The sequence below is a fragment of the Streptococcus danieliae genome, assembly GCF_013415245.1.
In the GTDB taxonomy this organism is placed as follows: domain Bacteria; phylum Bacillota; class Bacilli; order Lactobacillales; family Streptococcaceae; genus Streptococcus; species Streptococcus danieliae_A.
In genome coordinates this window covers 1-20,361 of the sequence record NZ_JACBXX010000081.1, presented here as the reverse complement: position 1 = coordinate 20,361, position 20,361 = coordinate 1, and the positions used below count along the sequence as shown (strand labels likewise).

Here is a 20,361-nt window from a genome sequence, read left to right as displayed (position 1 = left end):
ATCAGTTGTGTCGTACGGAGTATCCACATCACTCGATGCTGTATCTTCCACATCATTAGCGATGGTCTCACCTGCCTCGTTCACATACTTAACGATGACATTACCTTTTGGCTTCACTGGATCTGGATCCTTCTCATAAGGCACTGGTGTATCCTTAGCTGGATCATTTGGATCTGTGATTGGAGGTGGGATATAACCCTTGGTTGGATCTTCTGGATCAACCGGTTTCAATGGTTCTCCATTTGGATCCTTCGGTGTATATCCTGGAATGTATGGCAATGGCGGATTATCTACTGGTTCCTCTGGAGTTTCATCATAAGGGACTGGTGGACGGTCTCCTGGATTGTCTTTTCCTGGAATGTATGGAAGGTAGCTTCCCAATTCCTTGTAAACATAGGTGACAGTCGTTGTTCCCTCAACTACAGAGCCAGTTTCCTTATCTCCTTCTTGAACCTTGGTGAAGAGATACTTCTTACCATCCTTCTCGATAACCTTAGGTTTGTGATCAGTTGTGTCGTACGGAGTATCCACATCACTCGATGCTGTATCTTCCACATCATTAGCGATGGTCTCACCTGCCTCGTTCACATACTTAACGATGACATTACCTTTTGGCTTCACTGGATCTGGAGTAGGCTCTTCCTTCAAGACATACTGATAAACAACTGTCTGCTCACCTTCAGTGACCTTACCAGTTTCTGGAGCATCACCTTGACTATCACGAACCGGTTTAGTTGCAGAAAGGACATAGGTCTTACCATCTTTAACAATCTCTGTAGGTTTTTGAGCTGTGTACTCTTCTCCGATTGGACTATCCGTTGGCTTAACAACTTCTGAAGATTTCAACTCTTCTTCAGTACCTTCGATAACATAGCGAGCATTGACTGCACCACCAACCTGTTGATAAACGTAAGTAACTTCTTTCGTACCTTCAACAATCTTACCAGTCTCTTCTCCCTCAGTACGGTCTGGTACTAACTTGTACTTCTTACCGTCTGATGTTTCGATAACTTCTGGCTTGTTATCTGTTGTATCGTACGGTTCATCAACTGGCTTATCTGTCTCATCCTTAACTGGATCCTTGATAACATTACCAGCCGTATCTTTATAATTTACGACAACGTTACCTTTTGGCTCCTCCTTTAGACGATAAACATAGGTGATCTTCTTCGTTTCCTCAGATACTTTACCTGTAACAGGATCTGTTCCAAATGTAGTAATTGTCTTTGTTAAGTTACTATCTGAACCAACTCGACCAACCAGATAATCACCAGGTGGAACTAATTCATAAATCTTCTCACCAACTGTAATCGTAGCAGGACGATTATCTACATTCGTATCATAATTTTTCCCAGTATCAACCTTGTTCTCATCTACAACTTGCGGTTTTAAAACATTACCATCAGTATCAACATAGTCTACAAGTACCGAACCCTTCACAAGCTCATAATAGTAGACAACGCGTGTTGTTCCTTCAACGACAGTACCATTTTCCAGACCACCAACACGGTCAACCCGACTATAAACTTTACCACCAGATGTAATAATTTTGTCTGGTTTATTATCTGTCGTTGTATAACTTGTTCCAGTTGAAGTGGCCGGTGTATCAACAACAGCTCCTTCACGAGCAGTCTTTTCTTCTGTTTCTGTAGCAGATACATTACCAATAGTCTTACCATCTGATGATACACCCGTCAGTGCTTGCCCATCAGTTGTCTTATAAAGGACGACTACATCTCCTTTTACTTCTTTATAGACATAGGTAACTTCTATCGTTCCTTTTTTAACTTGCCCCTGCTCTGTTCCTTGCGTCATATTTGGAACAAGATTGTAAGTTTTACCATCTGGAGTTTTTATCGTATTTGGTTTATGATCTGTCGTATTATAAGAGGTTCCAGCATCTGAGGTTGGTGTATCTTCAACCGGCTTTTGAAGAATATTACCTTCCGTATCCGTATAGTTGACAATAACATTTCCTGTCGGAACGTAATAGTAAACAACCGTTGAACTAGTAGCCTTTATATTTGGAACATTCAGATTTGTTCCTAATAATTTCTCAGCAGCCATGTCCTCTTGATTAATGATAGGTAGACGGTAGCGAATACTTGTATTAACGGGGTGGTCTGTCTGTAAACCGCTAGACACGTTATAGTCTTTAATGGTTTGACGATCCACATGCGGTTTCACCTGATAAAAAGCACTCTTATCATTACTGGCAATATCACTATATCTCGTCCCCTGATTTGTAGTCTGATTTAGACTTGTAGCCGTTGTGTAGACCTTATTATCATAGATAACGTACTTTCCCATATTGTTAAAAAACTCTTGGGCTAGCGGATCATTATCTTCCGAAATCTTCACATAGATTGTCTCTTTCGCATTCTGATTATCATCCACATACTCAAGTTTCCTGTAAACCTTAATTGGGATTCGTTCTTTATTATCTCCAGCAGCTACCGTACGTGTCATCAGATAACTGACATCACCTTTATTTCTAGGTTCACGACTGCTAACTACACCATTCACATTATCTGTTGATTTAACATATCGATAGTTGTCTATGTCAATCTTAGTAGTTGTATAGTCATACCCATTATATCCAGTTTGATAACGGGTAGGGTGAACTTCCTCTCCAGTATTATTATCAAGATACTTAGTAACTTGATTCACAACAGCCACTGCATCAATACTTAAAGAATCTAGAATTTTATCAGATGGTGTTGAAATCATTGAATATAAGTTCTTAATAGAAGATGGCTGTTTCTGAAAACGATAGTTGTTCACTACTTTACCTTTATAGCTACTCTCATCCAAGCTAAGTGTGACTCCATCATCAAATGTCTTCACAACTCTCGGACTTCCTAGATTACTAATTCGCTCCTGAGATAAAACACGACCATCTCTAATTCTAGTAACATACGCGTAATCCAAGCGTCTAGTCTCAGAAGATTTTGCCAGATCAGCCTCATCGACAGATAGCACATAGTAAGTATTCGTACTTTGTTCTTGGAAGTAAGCGTACGTATAACGATTAGGTTTACTATCACTAATAGTAGGAGAATTTGGTTTAGAAATACTATATCCATCACCACTGTTCCTAAAACGAGATTGAGGTTTAAAAAAGACAGACTCTCCAAATTTCACCTCAACAAAGTCCAATTCTGGATCTAACCAAATGTCACCATCACCATTGATCCAAGTATCCGATTCCACTCCAAGTTCATCTTGCTTTGATTTAACAATAGCAAAAGAAAGAATGTTATCTTGGAATTCATGGATTTCTTTATCAATACGAACTGATTGATTTGGCGCCAATTCATATCCTTTTGGAATATCTTGCGCTAATTCTGTGACTGTAATCCCCAATCTTAACTCTTCTTTCGTGGTAACAATTGAAGAATTTGCTTGAAGAACTGGAGTTCCCGTCTCCTCTTCTCGATATATAATTGCATACGGAATTGCTATACGAGACTCCAAGATAGACCCAGCTGATGTAAAACTTTCTCTTTCAGAAACACCTGAGACAGGAACTTCCTCTAGAGCCTCTCCTTCAGAGATTGTTTCCTCTCTTTTTATTTCCTCCTTAATTATATCTACACGAGCTATTGTATCAGGAATAGAAACTTCTTTAGAATCCATGGTCTCAATAGCTACTGGCTGAACTGTCCTCTCTAGAGCAGACTCAGTCTCTAAAATAGCAGGAGCCACATATTTAGTCGGATTATCTATATCCTCCAACTCAGACTTATCTGTCGAATCAAGATTTCCAGATTCTAGTTTCTCTTCCGCAGCTACGGAAGGATTAGCCATCATAAAAGCTGATATTGCAACAGATGCAACACCTACGCTGAACTTACGAATCGAAAATCTGTAATGCCTATCAAATAAAGATTTGTCTGTCACTCTGTATCTTTTCACCACTATACCTCCTATAAAATATTATTAGGCTATCTATAACCTCTGTTTATTTTCTCATAAACTTTTTAAAATTTAAAGCAAAATCAAACATTTCTAAGGGTGTGTCAAGGCTTTAAGCGAAGCGTGCCTTTACACCATATCCAATTTCTCTTAAGGGGACCTCTAAAAAACCCAGTTTTTCTTCAAATTGAATCACTCAAACCTTGATAAATCAACATTTAGATTTTCAGAAATTTAGTTTTTAGAAGTCCCCACAAAAGGTTCTGGATCTAGCAACTAAAAACCAGATTCTTGTCCCAGATAAATTGCCTCCTTCTCCCCAGTCTCTTTTAAGCAACCATCTGCGAGCACCACGATCCGCTCTAGCTTCTGAGCCAGCTCCAGGCGATGGGTGATGACAATCAGGGTCTGGTCCAGAGCCAGCAGGCGATCAAAGACGCGCTCCTCTGTCTCGGGATCTAGGTGACTGGTCGCTTCATCAAGAATCAAGCAGGAGGCTCCGGTCAAGAGGCTACGAGCCAGGGCCAGCCGTTGGATCTGCCCTGTCGACAGGGCAGTCCCATCCGTTCCCACCAGAGTGTCTAAGCCCAGGGGCAGGAGCTGGACAAAGTCAACCGCCTCCACCAACTCCAAAGCTGCCCATAAATCCGCTTCTACTGTCTCAGCTGCTGCAGCCCAGAGAAGATTCTCCCGCAGGGTTCCTTGAAAAAGTCCGGCATCCTGAGCCACATACTGGACCTGTCGTCGCAGCTCCTGCGGATGGAGGCAGGACAGGTCTTGACCTGCCCAGAGGACTTGACCTTCCAAGGGCTGGTAAAAGCCAACTAACAATTTAGCCAGACTGGTTTTTCCGCAGCCCAAAAGCCCCAGGATTCCCAGCTTCTGCCCCGGAGGAATATCCAGAGTCAGATCCTTGAGCAAGGGACTGCCATAATCATAGGCAAAACTTACCTGGTCCAGCCGCAAAGCTCCCCGAGCCCTGGTAAGGGACTGCCGATCTCCCTGCTCCTCCAGAGGGACTTGGTAAACTTCCTGTAGCCTTTGGTAAGCCACTTGGGCCTTCTGGACCTGTACCTGAATCTGGAGCAGATTCTCCAAGGGACCTGTAAAATAGGCCAAAAGACTGGTAAAGGTCAAGAGCTGACCCAGGCTCAGATGTCCGGTTAAGATGAGGCGCGATCCCCACCAAAAGATGGCAACGGTTGTCCCGAGCTGCAGGGCGCTTTTCAGCGCCGACTGTAGCTGCTCTGCACAACTGTAGGTGCAGACCTTGTCCCAAAAGCTTTCTAAATAGCCCTTATTCTGAGCCAGGGCTCCGTCCTCAAGCCCCAATGCCTTCAAGGTTTCCATCCCCTTGATGTGGTCCATCAAACTAGAGGATAGCTGGGAGCCCGCCTCCAACTGATCCTGGTGATAGCTCTTAAATTTTTTCTGAAAGGCAAAAAACAAGAGGATATACAGCGGCACCAAAACTAGAGCCAGCAAAAAGAGCTGGGGGGATTGCCAGGCCAGGGCCAAAATGAGGCTAACCAGGGTCAGGCCATCCAGCAACAAGGTTAGGCTCAGCGAGGCCAAGGCTTCAATAATCTGATTGGCATCTGTAAAGCGGGAAAGGATTTCACCGCTGCGGCGGGTCGCGAAAAAACTGAGTGGCAAGCCGAAAACATGGCTCAGATAGTCCTCCAACAGCTTTAAGGAAAGCCGGCGACTCAGAAGCAACAAGGGATACTGCTTGCAGAATTGAAGGAGGGCCTGCAGCAGGGCTGCCACTAATAGCCACAAGCTCAACTGACTAATCGCCTCCATCCGCCCCTGGGGCAGGTAACCATCCACAATCCACTGCAAACCATAGGAGGACAGGATGGTCAGCAGGGTTAGACCAAGACTTACTAGAACTATCAGGAAAAATAACCCCTTCATCTGAAAAAGCAAGGCCAAGAGGGACCAAAATGTCGCCTCCCGCCGTTGACAGGGTTGATAGTCGACACCCGGTTCAAAAAAAAAGGGCAACACCAGTCCACTCCTGAAGAAACTCCGCATGAGATCGTCTAACCAAGCCCACTTGCGGATCGGGATCCGCTAGAAAAACCGCCGTGTCTGTGACCTGATAAACGACATAATAATGCGGAAACTTTCCCTCCTTAATGACATGGACCAGGGCCGGATTCTGGACCACTGTCTCCTGCAACTGCTCCAGATCCAACTTCAGGGGTTGGCAAGCCAACCCCAACTCTTGACCAGCCTTGACTAGGCCATAGGCTGTTGTTCCGTTCAAGTTGGTCTGACTCAAGGTCCGTAAATAAGCCAGGGAATAGTCTGACCCATAGTAGCCTAAAATCATAGCCAAACAGGCCACCCCACAATCCCTAAAATCCACTTGCATCCGATAGTGCTTTTTCGAAAACATAGCCTTCCTCCTACTTATTTATTCGAAAGGCCAACAAAAAAGATCTAGGTTGCTGGAACCTAGATCTAAAATCTACTAAATCCTGATTATTCAAATACGAATTGATTCTTATAAAGACCTGCATAGAAGCCATCTTGGGCGAGCAAGGCTTGATGGTTGCCTCGTTCGATGACTTGACCATCTTTGAGCACAATAATTTCATCCGCATTCAAGATGGTCTTGAGACGGTGGGCAATGACAAAGCTGGTCCGACCAGCCACGATGGCTTCCATGGCACTTTGGATTTTAGCTTCCGTTACGGTATCAACGTTGGAAGTTGCCTCATCCAAGATGAGAACCTGAGGATCGGTCATCAAGGTCCGAGCAATGGAAATCAATTGTTTTTGTCCAGTTGAGAAGACATTTTGCTCATCATCCACCAAGGTATCATAACCCTCTGGTAAACTCATGATGAAATCATGAATATGCGTTGCCTTGGCAGCAGCCTCCACCAGCTCATGGCTCGCATCGGGAACCCCAAAGCGAATATTGTCGCGGATGGTACCACTGAAGAGAACGGACTCCTGCAGGACAATCCCGACATTTTGCCGCAGGCTATCCAGGTCATAGTCCCGAATATCGCGACCATCAAATTTGATAGCCCCCGCGTCAACATCGTAGAAACGGTTGATCAGGTTCATAATGGTGGTCTTACCAGATCCTGTCGGTCCAACTACCGCAACCATTTTCCCTTTCGGGGCAGAGATACTGACATTTTTCAGAACTTTTTGACCTGGTAGGTAACCAAAGTCAATCCCTTCAATCGCAACTCCATCTCGTAACTCGGTAAAGTGAGGCGCTTGGACAGGACGAATCTCTTCTTCTTGGTCAAACATTTCTTGGATCCGACCAGCTCCTGTAAAGGCCAATTGCAATTCTGCCCAGCTTGAAGCCACCTGCATGATGGGCTGATAATATTGTTGCGAATACTGTACGAAGGTCACAACCAAGCCCAGAGCGGCTGCTGTCGTCATCGATGAATCATTCAGGAGGAGCGTCGAGCCCACAAAGATGACAATAGCCGTATTGATCAAGCTCATCCCATTCATCACCGGGAACAGCATTCCTGCAAAAAGTCGCCCCTTAAAAGTGGCCTTCCGCACCCGTTCATTCAAGTCCATAAAGCCCGCAATGGTTTCTTCCTGAACCCCTTGCACAATAATCGCCTTCTGCCCAGAAATTTTCTCATCCATATAAGCATTGAGCTTACTTACCTCAGCCTGCTGCAAATTCGTATATTTGCGGGCCATACGGACAATAAAGACCAATAGAAGAAGGGCTACGGGGGTAGAAGCTACGGTAACCCAGGCTAAGCGTTGGTTCTGAACAAACATCATCCAGACCAAGCCAACATACAAGGCAACGTTTGAAACCACCTGGGTCAAGCTTTGGTTAAAGGAGTTTTGAATATTGTCCAAATCCGATGTAAAGCGTGACAAAATGTCACCATCCTTATTCCGGTCAAAGAAGGCCACCGTCAAACGCTCCAATTTCCCAAACAAGCCCTTCCGCATCCGGTTGGTAGAATGGGCTACAATCCGGGTGAAGAGCAGGGTGTAAACCAACATCGACACCACCGTAAAGAGGTAGGTCAAAAAGAGATTCCACATAACCGCCCCAAAGGCATCCATGCTTGGTTTGACCAGATCCGCACCAGTCGCATCACTAATGGCCTTGGCTTGGAAATACTCCTGGACCCAGGTTCCCAACTCTGTCAAAGCCTTTCCCAGATAAACTGGAGCCTGCACTTGTAGATAGGTTGAGACCACGATAGCTAAGAAAATGAATAGAAAGGATAGCTTGTAGCGTTTAAAATAGAACCAAAAAAAGCGTGCTGTTTTCATCCTAGTTCTCCTTTCCTTTTTGAGTTTCATAGATTTCTCGGTAGACGTCATTTGTCGCTACCAATTCCGCGTGTGTTCCTTGACCAATCAGACGTCCCTCATCCAGCACCAGAATCTTGTCTGCCTTGACAACAGAGGAGATTTTCTGGGCAATGATTACTGTCGTGGTCCCTTTTAAGTCCTTATTCAAGGCTTCCTGAACCAGCTTCTCGGATTTTGCATCCAAAGCAGAAGTCGAATCATCCAAAACGAGAATCTTAGGATTCCCAATAACACCACGGGCAATGCTCATCCGCTGCTTCTGACCACCAGAGAAGTTGTTCCCCCGCTCTTCGACCTGGCTTTCATAACTGTCATCCATGCGGTCAATAAATTCCTTGGCTTGGGCAATCGAAGCGGCGCGCTGCAAAGCTTCCAGATCGGCTCCAGCCTTTCCTTGACGGAGATTGTCTGCGATCGTTCCACTAAAAAGGATGGCTTTTTGCAAGACAATCGACACGGATTGGCGGAGGGTCTCCTGGCTGACATCTTTCAAGTTACGACCGCCGATCGAAACACTCCCCTCCTGGGGATCAAAGAGTCGGGGAATCAGTTGGGCCAGGGTGGACTTCCCAGCTCCGGTTGCCCCCACAACCCCGATCATTTGACCGGGCTGCACTTCAAAACTGACATCTTTCAAGGTCGGCTCACTGTCATGAGGATAGGTAAAGGTTACATGATCAAAGACCAGACTTCCCTCCAGCTCCTCTGTCTCACCATCCTTAAAGGACATGGCTGGTTCGGTATCCAAGACTTCCTTCATCCGATTTAAGGAAATAAAGGCCCGGCTAGCCTGCATTCCCATAAAACTCACCATAATGATGGAGAACATAATCTGCATCATATAGGTCATAAAGGAAGCGATATTCCCAATCGCCTCAGGATCTGTTTCCACAAGTTGGGAAACCATGTAGATGGCCAGGAAGGTCGCCATATAGGCAATAAAGGTCACAGCTGGCATCATAATCGAGAAGCCATAACCGATGAAGAGGTTCAAATCCAAAAGCTCATTGGAAACTCCTTTAAACTTGGCATACTGGGCTTTTTCTTGAACAAAAGATTTCACCACCCGAACGCCTCGAAGATTCTCCTTGGCGATGGCATTGATCTTATCCATTAAAGTCTGGAACAGCCCAAAACGAGGTCCCAGTCGCCCCATAATGATCGCCATTACGCTACCAATTCCAAGCACCATTAAAACCAAAACCCACCAGAGACTGGGCAGAGTCCGCACAGCTAGGACAAAGGCTCCAACAAAAAGAATCGGCAAACGGAGCAAGACCTGAAAGAGCATCATCATCAGATTCTGAACCTGGGTCACATCGTTGGTCATCCGGACAACCAGATTTCCAGCATTAAACTCTTCAATATTGGCATAGGAGAAGGTTTGAATTTTACGGAAAAGAGCTTCCCGCAAATCTGCCGACACTCCCTGAGCAATCTTAGCAGCCAGAATCGTATTGATCACACCGGCTAGCAAACCAGCCCCTGCAATCACAAGCAACCAGACACCCATCGAAGCAATCTTAGCCCGATCATTCTCGAGCACAGCAGCTAAGACATCACTTAAATAGCTGGGTTGCAGCAGTGAACTGGATACAATCACAATCACCATAAGCAAAGAACCCAGTGCATACCACTTATAGGGCTTTAACGCCTGTTTCAGCATAATTTCCTCCTTTTTTTGACTAACAACTGTACCATTATATCACCCAAATCCGAGAATTCAAGCCAGCCACCTCCGCCAAATAAGGGAGAAACACGAACCTTTTCCTAAAATATTATGGAGAGAGCCGTTGAAATCTACTCCAAGATTGGCCAAAAGTCCGCAAGGCCTATTCGGATAGGCCGAACAATCCATCATTTTCCTTTAATTTTAACTTTTTTTTTGGTAAAATTGAAAACGAATACCTGATAAAGGAACGACTATGCAAAAACAAATTATCACAATCCTCGGACCCGGGTCATGGGGAACCGCCCTGGCCCAAGTCCTAGATGACAATGGCCACGAGGTGCGCCTCTGGGGCCACCTGTCTGAGCAAGTCCAGGAGATTAACCAAGAGCATACCAACCAGCGCTACTTCAAGGATGTCCGCCTCTCGGAAACCATCCAGGCCTACACCGATCTCAAGCAGGCCCTCACGAATACCGATGCGATTCTCTTTGTAGTCCCAACCAAGGTCACACGACTAGTCGCCCAACAAGTTGCCCAGGTACTGGATCATCCGGTACGGGTGCTCCATGCCTCCAAAGGACTGGAACCAAACAGTCATCAACGACTGTCTACCATCCTAGAGGAAGAAATTCCCGAACATCTCCGCTCTGATATCATTGTTGTATCTGGACCCAGCCATGCTGAAGAAGCTATTGTCCGCGATATCACCCTGATTACCGCAGCCTCCAAGGATCTGGAACAGGCCCGCTACGCCCAAGAGCTCTTTAGTAACGCCTACTTCCGTCTCTACAGCAACACCGATGTCATTGGGGTTGAAACCGCAGGTGCCCTGAAAAACATCATCGCAGTCGGAGCCGGCATCCTAGCAGGCCTCGGCTATGGCGACAATGCCAAGGCCGCCATCATCACCCGTGGCCTGGCTGAAATTACCCGCCTAGGGGTCCGCATGGGAGCAGACCCACTAACCTACAGCGGCCTCTCCGGAGTCGGCGACCTCATTGTTACAGGAACCTCCAAGCATTCCCGCAACTGGCGAGCTGGTTATGCCCTCGGCCAAGGCCAAGACCTGGAATCCATCGAAGCTGCCATGGGTATGGTCATCGAAGGCCTGTCCACAACCAAGGCTGCCTACGAACTAGCCCAAGAGCTCGGAGTCTATATGCCAATTACCCAGGGCATCTACCAGGTAATCTACGAAAATCGTCCCATCAAAGAGGCCATCCAAGACATGATGACCAATGAATTTAAAGAAGAAAACGAATGGAGTTAAGTATGAACAAAAAAGTCAGAAAAGCCGTTATCCCCGCAGCCGGTCTCGGAACTCGTTTCCTCCCAGCTACCAAGGCCCTCGCTAAAGAGATGTTGCCGATTGTCGACAAACCAACCATTCAATTTATCGTCGAAGAAGCCCTCCAATCAGGGATTGAAGAAATCTTGGTGGTAACCGGTAAAGCCAAACGTTCCATCGAAGACCACTTCGATTCAAACTTTGAATTGGAATACAATTTAAAAGAAAAAGGTAAATCCGAACTCCTCAAACTAGTCGATGAAACAACCGGTATCCGCCTCCACTTCATCCGCCAAAGCCATCCACGTGGACTAGGAGACGCAGTTCTTCAAGCCAAGGCTTTTATCGGAAATGAACCGTTTGTGGTCATGTTGGGGGATGACCTCATGGAAGACAAGGTTCCGCTCACACGCCAACTCATGGATGACTATGACAAAACCCATGCTTCAACCATCGCTGTCATGCAGGTACCCCATGACGAAGTTTCTGCCTACGGAGTCATCGCTCCCCAAGGCAAAGGAACAAATGGTCTTTACTCTGTGGAAACCTTTGTAGAAAAACCAGCTCCAGAAGATGCTCCAAGTGATCTTGCGATCATTGGTCGCTACCTCTTGACTCCGGAAATTTTCAACATTCTGGAAAACCAAGCACCAGGAGCCGGTAACGAAATTCAATTAACCGATGCCATCGACATCCTCAACAAAACCCAGCGTGTATTTGCCCGTGAATTCAAGGGCAAACGCTACGATGTTGGGGACAAATATGGCTACATGAAAACCTCAATTGAATATGCCCTCCGCCACCCACAAGTCAAAGATGACCTCAAACAATACATCATTGACCTCGGTAAAAAATTAGAAAAGGCAGATCGCCCTGCCCCAGCTAAAAAATTAAAATAATACCATGGAAAAAGACGAGCTCTCCCAACAAGGAGACTCGTCTTTTTCATGATAAAACAGAGGATAAAAACAATAGGGCTAGTCCTAGATAGAGTCCGGCTCCTAAGACTTGGCCTTGACGGCCATAGACCAAACCGTAAGGAGCTAGGGGGAGGACTAGGGCCAGACAGGCTCCTCCCACCAATCCTCCTAAATGACCCGCTAGACTAACTCCTGGGGCTAGACTAAAGACCAGATTCATGAGCAAAAGCGGTAGGTAGGACTGGCCCAGGTATTGGAGGTAGGGATTGGGCAACCAGCGTAAGACCACCAAGATGGTAAACAGACCAAAAATGGAGGTTGAAGAGCCAGCCACAATCGCATCCGGGCTAAAAACCAGGCAGAAAAGATTCCCCATCAGACCGGTTAAAAGGTAAATCCAGAAAAAGCGAACAGAGCCGTACAGGCGTTCGATTTGCTGGCCCAAGAAATAGATGGTCAGGGTATTGGCGAAAAAGTGCATAAAGCCAATATGTACAAAAATGGCTGAAAAAAGCCGGTAGGACTGACCCAAATCCCACTGAATCAGGGGTGGATAAAGGGCTCCAAACTGAATCAGTAGCCGGACATCCTCTACAACACCACCGGAGACCACATACATGAGAAGGAACACCAGGCAGTTGAGCGCCACAAACAAATGGGTGACAGGGCTATATTTGAGTTGAGACATCATCGATAAGGAGCTCCTTTACAGCTTGATCATGGGCTTGGGGAATAAAATCTGCCAATTGGACTGCATAAATGGTCGCTAGGGTCCAGCCAGGAAAATGGGTAAGAATCCGGTCATAGTAACCCCCGCCATAGCCAATCCGGTAGCCTGCTCGATTAAAGACCAGGCCAGGCACATGGATCAGGTCAATGTCTGCCAAAGTCAGTCGAGGGTCTGGATCATTGGTCGGCTCTAAGATCCCATAGGCTCCCGGCTGGAGTCGCTCTGGATCATAGTCAACAAAAGCCATCTGACCGGGCTTAACAACTTTGGGAACCAGGAGTCGCTTCCCATCCAAGCGAGCCTGCTCCAGCAGGGCTTGGGTATTGACTTCATGAGCCAAGGACAGATAGCTGGCCAGCACCTCTGCCTGGCCATAGGCTGGTGAAGCCAAGAACTGTTCCAGCAAACGCTGATCGGCTAGTGCTTTTCTCTCTGGGGACTGCTGTTTGAGAAGGTCCAGGCCCTTCTTTCGCAAGATTTTTTTCATAATCTTATAATAACACAAAAAGCGGCTGGCTTAGCCAACCGCTATACAGTCTTAATAAAGTCCGTAAACAAGAACCGCTAGGGCTGCACCAAGGAGGGGGCCAACGACTGGAATCCAAGCATAGGACCAGTCACCATCTCCCTTGTGAGCAATTGGTAGGATGGAGTGCATCAAACGTGGCCCCAGGTCACGGGCTGGGTTGATGGCATAGCCGGTTGTTCCACCAAGGGACAAACCAATCCCGATGATCAAAGCGGATACAGCTAGGGTTGAAACACCTGCAGCAATATTGGCAGTTCCCATCGCCAAGAGGGTCAAGACGAGGACAAAGGTGCCCAAGATCTCAGAAACCAGGTTGGAAACATTATCCCGGAGGGCTGGACCGGTTGAAAAAGTGCCCAAGATATCTGCTGGGTTTTCAGCAATATCGTAGTGGGGCTTGTACATGAGCCAAACAAGAATCTGACCAAACATAGCTCCCAAGAATTGGGCTAGTACATAGCTACCAAAGGAAGCCCATGGTAGCGAGCCACTCATGGCCATGGCCAAGGATACGGCTGGGTTGAGGTGGGCCGGTGACAGGCTACCAACCGCAAAGGCCGCAATGCCTACCGCTAGACCCCAACCAGCTGTGATAACGATCCAGCCTGCATTATGGTTTTTCGTTTTCGGAAGCACCACGCCGGCTACAACTCCATTCCCCAAAAGAATGAGAAGGGCTGTTCCTAAAAATTCTCCTAAAAATTCATTCGACATTACTTTCTCCTTATACCGAATTAAGATGATAATCCAAATACTCGCAGCATTTAAAATTCACTGAGCCTTAGGCCTTCAAAGAGACCAAATCATTTTCTGCTAGGCTAGCTTCCAATTCCGCTTGGTAAGTCGCCTTTTCTTCTGAACTCCACTCATAGTAGCGAGCCATTTCTTCCACTACAGCATCCTTGATACCGTCCACCTGCTCTCGCTTGAAGAGCATGTAGTTAGTCCGACGAAGCAAGAAGTCAACCGGGCTCAAGGCCAATTCACTTTGCATGGCATAATGCAGGGATAGCGTATCCGCCAAGCTCAAGCCTGGTGCTGCTTCCACTGTTTGTGCCAAGGCATACACCTTAGGAGCATTGGATCCATAAAGGTTGGCCAAATATTTAGCCTCATCCTTATCCAAACCACGCGCAACTCCCAATTGAGCAAAGACTTCCAATTCTGCTTCCACATTGTGTGGATTCAATTCACCACCCGATACTGGGTAAGTCTTCGAATGCACCAAGGTCAAGCTCCGCTGGAATTCCTCCGCCAAAATTTGCAGAATCAATTCCATTGCCCCCTCAGCCATCTTGCGGTAGTCTGTAATCTTACCACCCGCCAAGGTCAACAAGCCATTTGGATCCCGCTCTAGACTGGAACCACGTGAAACCGCAGACGGATCCAAACTCTTCTCAGAAGTTGAAGATTCCATCTTGCTCAAGACATGCTCCACATCTTCCCGTGTTTTTTCTTTGGCAAGATAAGCTTGAACAGCATCAATCAACTGCTCAAAGCTAGCATCGCTAAGCGAACCATTATCCCCACCATTATAGTCAGAGGCATTGTTGCCCGCAATCAGCGGCCGTAGACCAGCCCAACCACTTTCAATATCCGCAACGGTCAAGTGAGCTTCAGGGAAACGATGGTTGACAATCTCCAAGAGGTAGTCCACATCTTCCTGTTCCACACGAGGGTGAGCCAGATCTCCTTGATAGTCTGTATCAGTTGTTCCGAAATAGGTTTTATTTTCACGAGGAAGGACAAAAATCATCCGACCATCGGCCAAACCAGAGTCAAAATAAACAGGCTGGCTCACTTTAAGACGGCTGGAATCCACCACCAAGTGAACCCCCTTGGTTGGCCGCATGAGGCTAAAGGCTTGATCAGGATTGCTGAGATTGCGGACTTGGTCAGACCAAGGACCAGTTGTATTAATAACCAAACGAGCCCGAATTTCAAGGGTTTGATCGGTTAACAGATCTCGCGCCTGAACACCGACAATCTTATCTCCCTCAAAAAGGAAACCTTCAGCCTTCACATGACTGGCCAAATAAGCTCCATCTTGATTGGCCCGTTTGAGGTTTTCAATCACCAAGCGAGCATCATTGTTGCGGAAGTCCAGATAGACTCCACCACCAACCAAACCTTCTTTTCGCAAGTCCGGTTCTCTTTCCAAGACCTGCTCCCGACTCAAGACTTGGTTAGCAACAGACGAACCATTAACCCCCGCCAAGAGGTCATAGAGATCCATGGCCACTTTCAAGCGGAACAGATTAAAGGTTGCCCCCGGTTCATCATAAACCGGTAACAACATTGGATCTGGTTTGGGAATGTGAGGAGCGATGCGTTGCACCACTGCCCGCTCACTAACGGTGTCCGAAACAACCTCCACATCAAATTGCTTGAGGTAGCGAAGTCCCCCGTGAACCAGTTTGGTCGAGCGGCTTGAAGTTCCTTCCGCAAAATCCTGCATTTCAATCAAACCGGTATCCAAGCCAGATGCGGCTGCCTGCAAGGCTAGCCCAGCCCCAGTAATTCCCCCACCAATGATGAGAAGATCCAGCGTTTGTTCCTGCATTTTTTCCAATGCCCGTGTACGGGTTCGTTTTGAAAATTCCATCGTTATTACCTATCCTTATCTAACACTCTCTACAGCAGAGTTGATTCCAGAAATCAACTACCAGCCCCACAAATAATTCATGGGCTGGTCCCTTTCCATGACTGATACACTCCTAGTCCTCTTCTGCGAACACGCGCGTCGCTTTAACCGCTTTTTTCCAACCCTTGTAGAGTTGTTCCTTACGCGCTTCGTTCATGGATGGCTCGAAGAGTTGACCAGTCTCATTTAAGGTTTTTAATTCTTCTAAATCTTGCCAATAACCAACTGCCAAACCGGCCAAGAAGGCTGCTCCCAAGGCTGTGGTTTCAAGGTTCTTGGCACGCGCAATCTCGATGCCCAAGATATCTGCTTGGAATTGCATCAAGAAATTGTTCATGGCTGCCCCACCATCGACCTTAAGCAATTGAATGGCTGTTGCAGCATCCACTTGCATGGTATCAATAATGTCCCGAACCTGGTAGGCGATGGATTGTAGGGTCGCCTTGATAAAGTCTTCCTTGCTGGTTCCACGGGTTAAGCCAAAGACCGAACCACGGGCATTTTGATCCCAGTAAGGTGCTCCGAGACCGGTAAAGGCTGGCACCACATAAACTTCATCATTGCTTTTTGAAGCCAAGGCTAGGGTCTCAGACTCTGGTGAAGCTTCAATCATCCGCAAGCCATCCCGCAACCATTGAATCGCCGATCCTGCAATAAAGATCGATCCTTCCAAGGCATAATAAACCTTGTCATTAATTCCATAAGCAATTGTTGTCAAAAGATTATTTTGCGACAGCTGCATTTTTTCGCCTGTATTCATGATAATGAAGGAGCCCGTTCCGTAGGTATTTTTAACCATACCTGGTTCAAAGGCTAATTGGCCAAAGAGGGCTGCTTGCTGGTCTCCAGCCATCCCTGAAATAGGCACCTCACCACCATAAAAATGGAAGGGTGCTGTTTTACCATAAATTTCAGAGTTGGAACGAACTTCTGGCAGCATGGTTTTCGGAATATTCAAGATTTCGAGAATCTCATCATCCCACTCTAAGGTTTCAATATTGTAGAGCATGGTCCGTGCCGCATTGGAGTAGTCGGTCACATGCGAAGCTCCATCTGTCAACTTCCAGACCAACCAAGTATCGATGGTTCCAAAGAGCAATTCGCCCTTTTCAGCCCGTTCTTGCGCACCAGGAACCTGATCCAAAATCCAACGAACCTTGGTCGCAGAGAAGTAGGCATCAATCACCAAACCAGTCTTCTTATGGAAGAGCTCTGTATAACCATCCTGCTTCAACTGTTCCGCTAGCGGAGCTGTTTGCCGAGACTGCCAAACAATGGCATTATAGATTGGAAGCCCTGTTTCCTTGTCCCAGACCACCGTTGTTTCCCGCTGGTTGGTAATCCCGATGGCTGCTACCTGACTTGGTTTAACACCACTCTCAATAAAAGCCCCCGCAATGACGGATTGTACGGATGTCCAAATCTCGTTGGCATTATGCTCTACCCAGCCAGCCTCTGGGAAAATCTGCGTAAATTCCTTCTGACTACTCGCAACCTTTTCTCCCTTTTTATTAAAGAGAATCGCCCGTGAACTCGTCGTCCCCTGGTCAATCGCCATAATGTACGTTTCTGCCATGATAGACCTCCTAAGATTTTTAATCTACCTTTAGTATATCAAACGCTTTCATTCTTATCCTATCAACTTTTTTTATGATTTTAAAAAAACTGATAGGATTTTGTGATTATTTCACAAAATCCTATCAGTTTGAAGGAGCTCCCGGATCATCTCCAGGTCATAGCCCAATAAATCGTTTTGTAGAAGATAGGTGGTCTGGTAAGAATAGGTCCGCCAGGCTGCATCAGTCACCACCAGGCTATAGTCCATTCCCTCCTGATAGGCTTCCACCTCAATCAAGCGATTGTGCTGCAAGTACTGCTTGAGGGTCCGCACCATCCGGGCCAAAACCAGGGCTGACCGGTGGGAATCAACTGCCACACGCTGGGGCACCTGCTTCAAATCACCCAGGTAGTCCAAAATTTGGATAAAATCCCACTCAAAGGCTAGAAAGCGGCTATCCTCGCCAGCGACCAAGCGCAGAGCCAAGGAACCCGCCACGTCAACCATCAGCCAAGACTGGGGTTGGAGCTGGATATAGGACTGAAGCTTCCGCTCACCATCCCCAGTAGCCACCCCCCCTTTAAAGAAATAAACCTGACTGGCCAACCGCCCCAATTCATCCAGAATAGGCCCTGGCCCTTGGGGCGACACCCCCAACTCTTTTAAAGCCTGTAACAATTCGGTCACCTTGTCCTGAATGGGACCTCCAAAGGCTAACACCCGCTCCATCTCCCGACTGGACAAAAGACCTTGACCGACCAGGAAGGCAAATAAGAGTTTTAACTCCCGCTCCTCCATATCCAAAGGAAGCAAGCACTGTTTCAATTGTTGAAAAGTTGGATGCTCCTGGTAAAGCCCCAAAAATTCCGACTCTCCATACTGAAAGCGTTGGCGCATCTGAGCCAGCGACCACCACAGGGCCAGGTCCAAGCCCAGATCCTTCTGAGTTAACCCCTGTAAGGCCGTCTGAAACTCTACAAAAGCGGCCTGATGCTGGAGATTCAGAACATCTGCTGGCAGGCTAATCTCCTGTAACAACCGGAAAGCCAGGTAGCGAATTTGCAATTCGCTACCCCGCAAGCGCCCATTCTGAATCACAAGGCCAAACTCTTCCAAGAGCTGGTTGAGTCCCAGGAGTTGGCGGTTCAAGGTCGCCTCACTAATCTGAAAACGTGTGGCCAAAGATTGGATACTAAAGACCTGCTGGGACCAGATAGCCTCCAAAATCCGAAAACGTAAGGAGCGCCGCAAAAGGATTCCCAGTAAAGCCGCCAGCTGAAAGCTCCTCCCCGCCTGTAAACGCAAGACCTCCCCCTCCAAACTTAGCTGAGCCCCAAGCCCTTCTTGGTCTAGAAGCTCATTAAACTCATCCAAATATTTTAAAAAAGTCTTGCGAGACAAGCCTGTGCGCGCCTGAATCTCTCCCAAGGGTAGCGGTCCTCCCTCCTGCAAGAGGAGGGTAATCATCCGAAAGGAGGCTGCATCTACCCGGTCCATTAATTGTGCACTATCCATTTATAACTCCCAAATCCTGCTAACAGAGCTTCTCCTCTTTAAATTTTTTCCTCTTCTATCGAAAGTAAAATCATAGACGGTAAAATCAAGACAGAAGCCAAAAACAGCGACCAATGAGGCTCCAAGCCTAAAAAGGCTAGGCTAAGCAAGATTGAAGCCAGGGGTTCACTGGCACCAACCACCGAAATCACTAAGGGCGACACCAATTTGAGCGCCTGCAAGAGAATCCAAAAGGCAAAGGCGGTCCCAAAAAAGGCAATGATGGCCGAGATCGACAAACTCACGGCATCGACTTGGAAGGTCAGCTTCCAGACAGGGTAGAGAAAATTGGAAAAAATGCCTGCCACCAGGAAACCCCAACCCAAGGTGTAAAGCGATCCAAAGCGGTTCATAAAATGGGTCGGCAAGGTAGTATTAAACAAAATCCCCAGCGCACTTAGGAGTCCCGCCACCAAGGCCATGGGACTAATCGAAAGCTGACTCAAATCCCCCTCACTAACCAACAAGGTCACCCCCAGCATGGTGAGGACAACATAAAGAATCGACTTCTTAGAAACTGGATGTTTTTTCCACAAGGCTGTGTAAAGCAAAATGAAAATCGGCGCCGTAAACTGCAAAATGGTGGCTGTCGCCGCATTGGAATATTGAATACTGAGGTAAAAGAAAAATTGGACTGAAAACAGACCCAAGATGGTGTAGGCACAAAAACGAGGCAAGTACCGTGGTTCCTGCCACAGCTTCCAAAAGCCACTCGGATCTTGAATAACAGCCAGGGTCAGTAAGGTCAAACCACCAACCAAAAGACGCATGGAGGTAATCCAGCCCGTTTCCACTGAATAATGTGAAAAAAAGTATTGACCAATGATCCCGCAGAGACCCCAGACAATACCCGATAGAATTCCATAGAGAGTCCCAAGGACAATCCTTTGCTGTTGATTTTTCATACACACCTCCTCCCTCCTACTATATACCACAAGTCCTTCAAGTCCGTTAAGAGAAGGAAGAAAAAAGAGTTTGGGACAAAAAGTCCCGTAAAGTATAAAAAGGAGAGATTCATTCGTTAAAATGAGTCTCTCCTTTTCTTTTTAGGTACTCCTCTTCCCATATTTGAGGAGGTTATTGGCCATGAGAACCAATCCCATGTCAATTTTTACTTGTCGTTTTCCTCGTAGATTACAACGTTTGTAACCTAAACAAGCCTTTATCTGTCCAAAGACAGGTTCCACATCAACTTTTCGTTGTGCGAAAATCCGAC

15 protein-coding genes are annotated in these 20,361 nt (G+C 46.8%); 2 read left to right on the top strand and 13 right to left on the bottom strand.

Annotation, left to right across the window (positions count from 1 at the left end; all coding sequences use genetic code 11):
- From HZY94_RS10735 to HZY94_RS02880, 5 genes are all read right to left on the bottom strand, one after another.
- Positions 1 to 3,918 (bottom strand): MucBP domain-containing protein (locus HZY94_RS10735; RefSeq protein WP_179924945.1); only part of this gene is annotated, 3,918 nt, incomplete at its 3' end.
- Between the two features lie 276 nt (positions 3,919 to 4,194).
- Positions 4,195 to 5,931 (bottom strand): peptide cleavage/export ABC transporter, encoded by a 1,737-nt coding sequence (locus tag HZY94_RS02895; RefSeq protein WP_179924944.1) that lies wholly within the window; start codon positions 5,929 to 5,931, stop codon positions 4,195 to 4,197.
- Positions 5,912 to 6,325, bottom strand: coding sequence for a cysteine peptidase family C39 domain-containing protein (locus HZY94_RS02890; RefSeq protein WP_179924943.1), 414 nt, complete (start codon positions 6,323 to 6,325; stop codon positions 5,912 to 5,914). The genes HZY94_RS02895 and HZY94_RS02890 overlap by 20 nt, the downstream gene beginning before the upstream one ends.
- A gap of 86 nt (positions 6,326 to 6,411) precedes the next feature.
- A complete protein-coding gene (locus tag HZY94_RS02885; RefSeq protein WP_179924942.1) occupies positions 6,412 to 8,208 on the bottom strand; it encodes an ABC transporter ATP-binding protein in 1,797 nt (598 codons plus the stop codon).
- Between the two features lies 1 nt (position 8,209).
- Positions 8,210 to 9,916, bottom strand: coding sequence for an ABC transporter ATP-binding protein (locus tag HZY94_RS02880; RefSeq protein ID WP_179924941.1), 1,707 nt, complete (start codon positions 9,914 to 9,916; stop codon positions 8,210 to 8,212).
- A 259-nt stretch (positions 9,917 to 10,175) separates the two neighbouring features.
- On the opposite strand from HZY94_RS02880, the gene HZY94_RS02875 reads away from it, so the two are divergent.
- Both HZY94_RS02875 and galU read left to right on the top strand, forming a co-directional pair.
- Entirely contained in the window at positions 10,176 to 11,192 is a 1,017-nt protein-coding gene (locus tag HZY94_RS02875; protein WP_179924940.1) for an NAD(P)H-dependent glycerol-3-phosphate dehydrogenase, read from the top strand.
- A 2-nt stretch (positions 11,193 to 11,194) separates the two neighbouring features.
- Complete coding sequence (gene galU / locus HZY94_RS02870) at positions 11,195 to 12,109, top strand: UTP--glucose-1-phosphate uridylyltransferase GalU (protein WP_179924939.1); 915 nt, start codon at positions 11,195 to 11,197, stop codon at positions 12,107 to 12,109.
- Between the two features lie 46 nt (positions 12,110 to 12,155).
- Here galU and HZY94_RS02865 read toward each other — a convergent pair whose 3' ends face one another.
- From HZY94_RS02865 to HZY94_RS02830, 8 genes are all read right to left on the bottom strand, one after another.
- Positions 12,156 to 12,818, bottom strand: coding sequence for a rhomboid family intramembrane serine protease (locus HZY94_RS02865; protein ID WP_179924938.1), 663 nt, complete (start codon positions 12,816 to 12,818; stop codon positions 12,156 to 12,158).
- Positions 12,799 to 13,347: a 5-formyltetrahydrofolate cyclo-ligase gene (locus tag HZY94_RS02860; protein WP_160333100.1), complete on the bottom strand. Its 549-nt coding sequence runs from the start codon at positions 13,345 to 13,347 to the stop codon at positions 12,799 to 12,801. The genes HZY94_RS02865 and HZY94_RS02860 overlap by 20 nt, the downstream gene beginning before the upstream one ends.
- A 51-nt stretch (positions 13,348 to 13,398) precedes the next feature.
- On the bottom strand, positions 13,399 to 14,103 hold the full coding sequence (locus tag HZY94_RS02855; protein WP_179924937.1) for an MIP/aquaporin family protein: 705 nt from the start codon (positions 14,101 to 14,103) through the stop codon (positions 13,399 to 13,401).
- A gap of 67 nt (positions 14,104 to 14,170) precedes the next feature.
- Positions 14,171 to 15,994 carry a type 1 glycerol-3-phosphate oxidase gene (gene glpO, locus HZY94_RS02850; RefSeq protein ID WP_179924936.1) on the bottom strand — a complete coding sequence of 608 codons (1,824 nt, stop codon included), beginning with the start codon at positions 15,992 to 15,994 and terminating at the stop codon, positions 14,171 to 14,173.
- Between the two features lie 112 nt (positions 15,995 to 16,106).
- Entirely contained in the window at positions 16,107 to 17,612 is a 1,506-nt protein-coding gene (glpK, locus tag HZY94_RS02845; RefSeq protein WP_179924946.1) for a glycerol kinase GlpK, read from the bottom strand.
- 108 nt (positions 17,613 to 17,720) lie between these two features.
- On the bottom strand, positions 17,721 to 19,106 hold the full coding sequence (locus tag HZY94_RS02840; RefSeq protein WP_179924935.1) for a helix-turn-helix domain-containing protein: 1,386 nt from the start codon (positions 19,104 to 19,106) through the stop codon (positions 17,721 to 17,723).
- A gap of 38 nt (positions 19,107 to 19,144) precedes the next feature.
- Positions 19,145 to 20,050, bottom strand: a complete 906-nt coding sequence (locus HZY94_RS02835) for a DMT family transporter (RefSeq protein WP_160332858.1) — start codon at positions 20,048 to 20,050, stop codon at positions 19,145 to 19,147.
- Between the two features lie 141 nt (positions 20,051 to 20,191).
- Positions 20,192 to 20,361, bottom strand: a 170-nt coding sequence (locus tag HZY94_RS02830) for a transposase (protein ID WP_179924934.1), incomplete at its 5' end; no start/stop codon positions are given.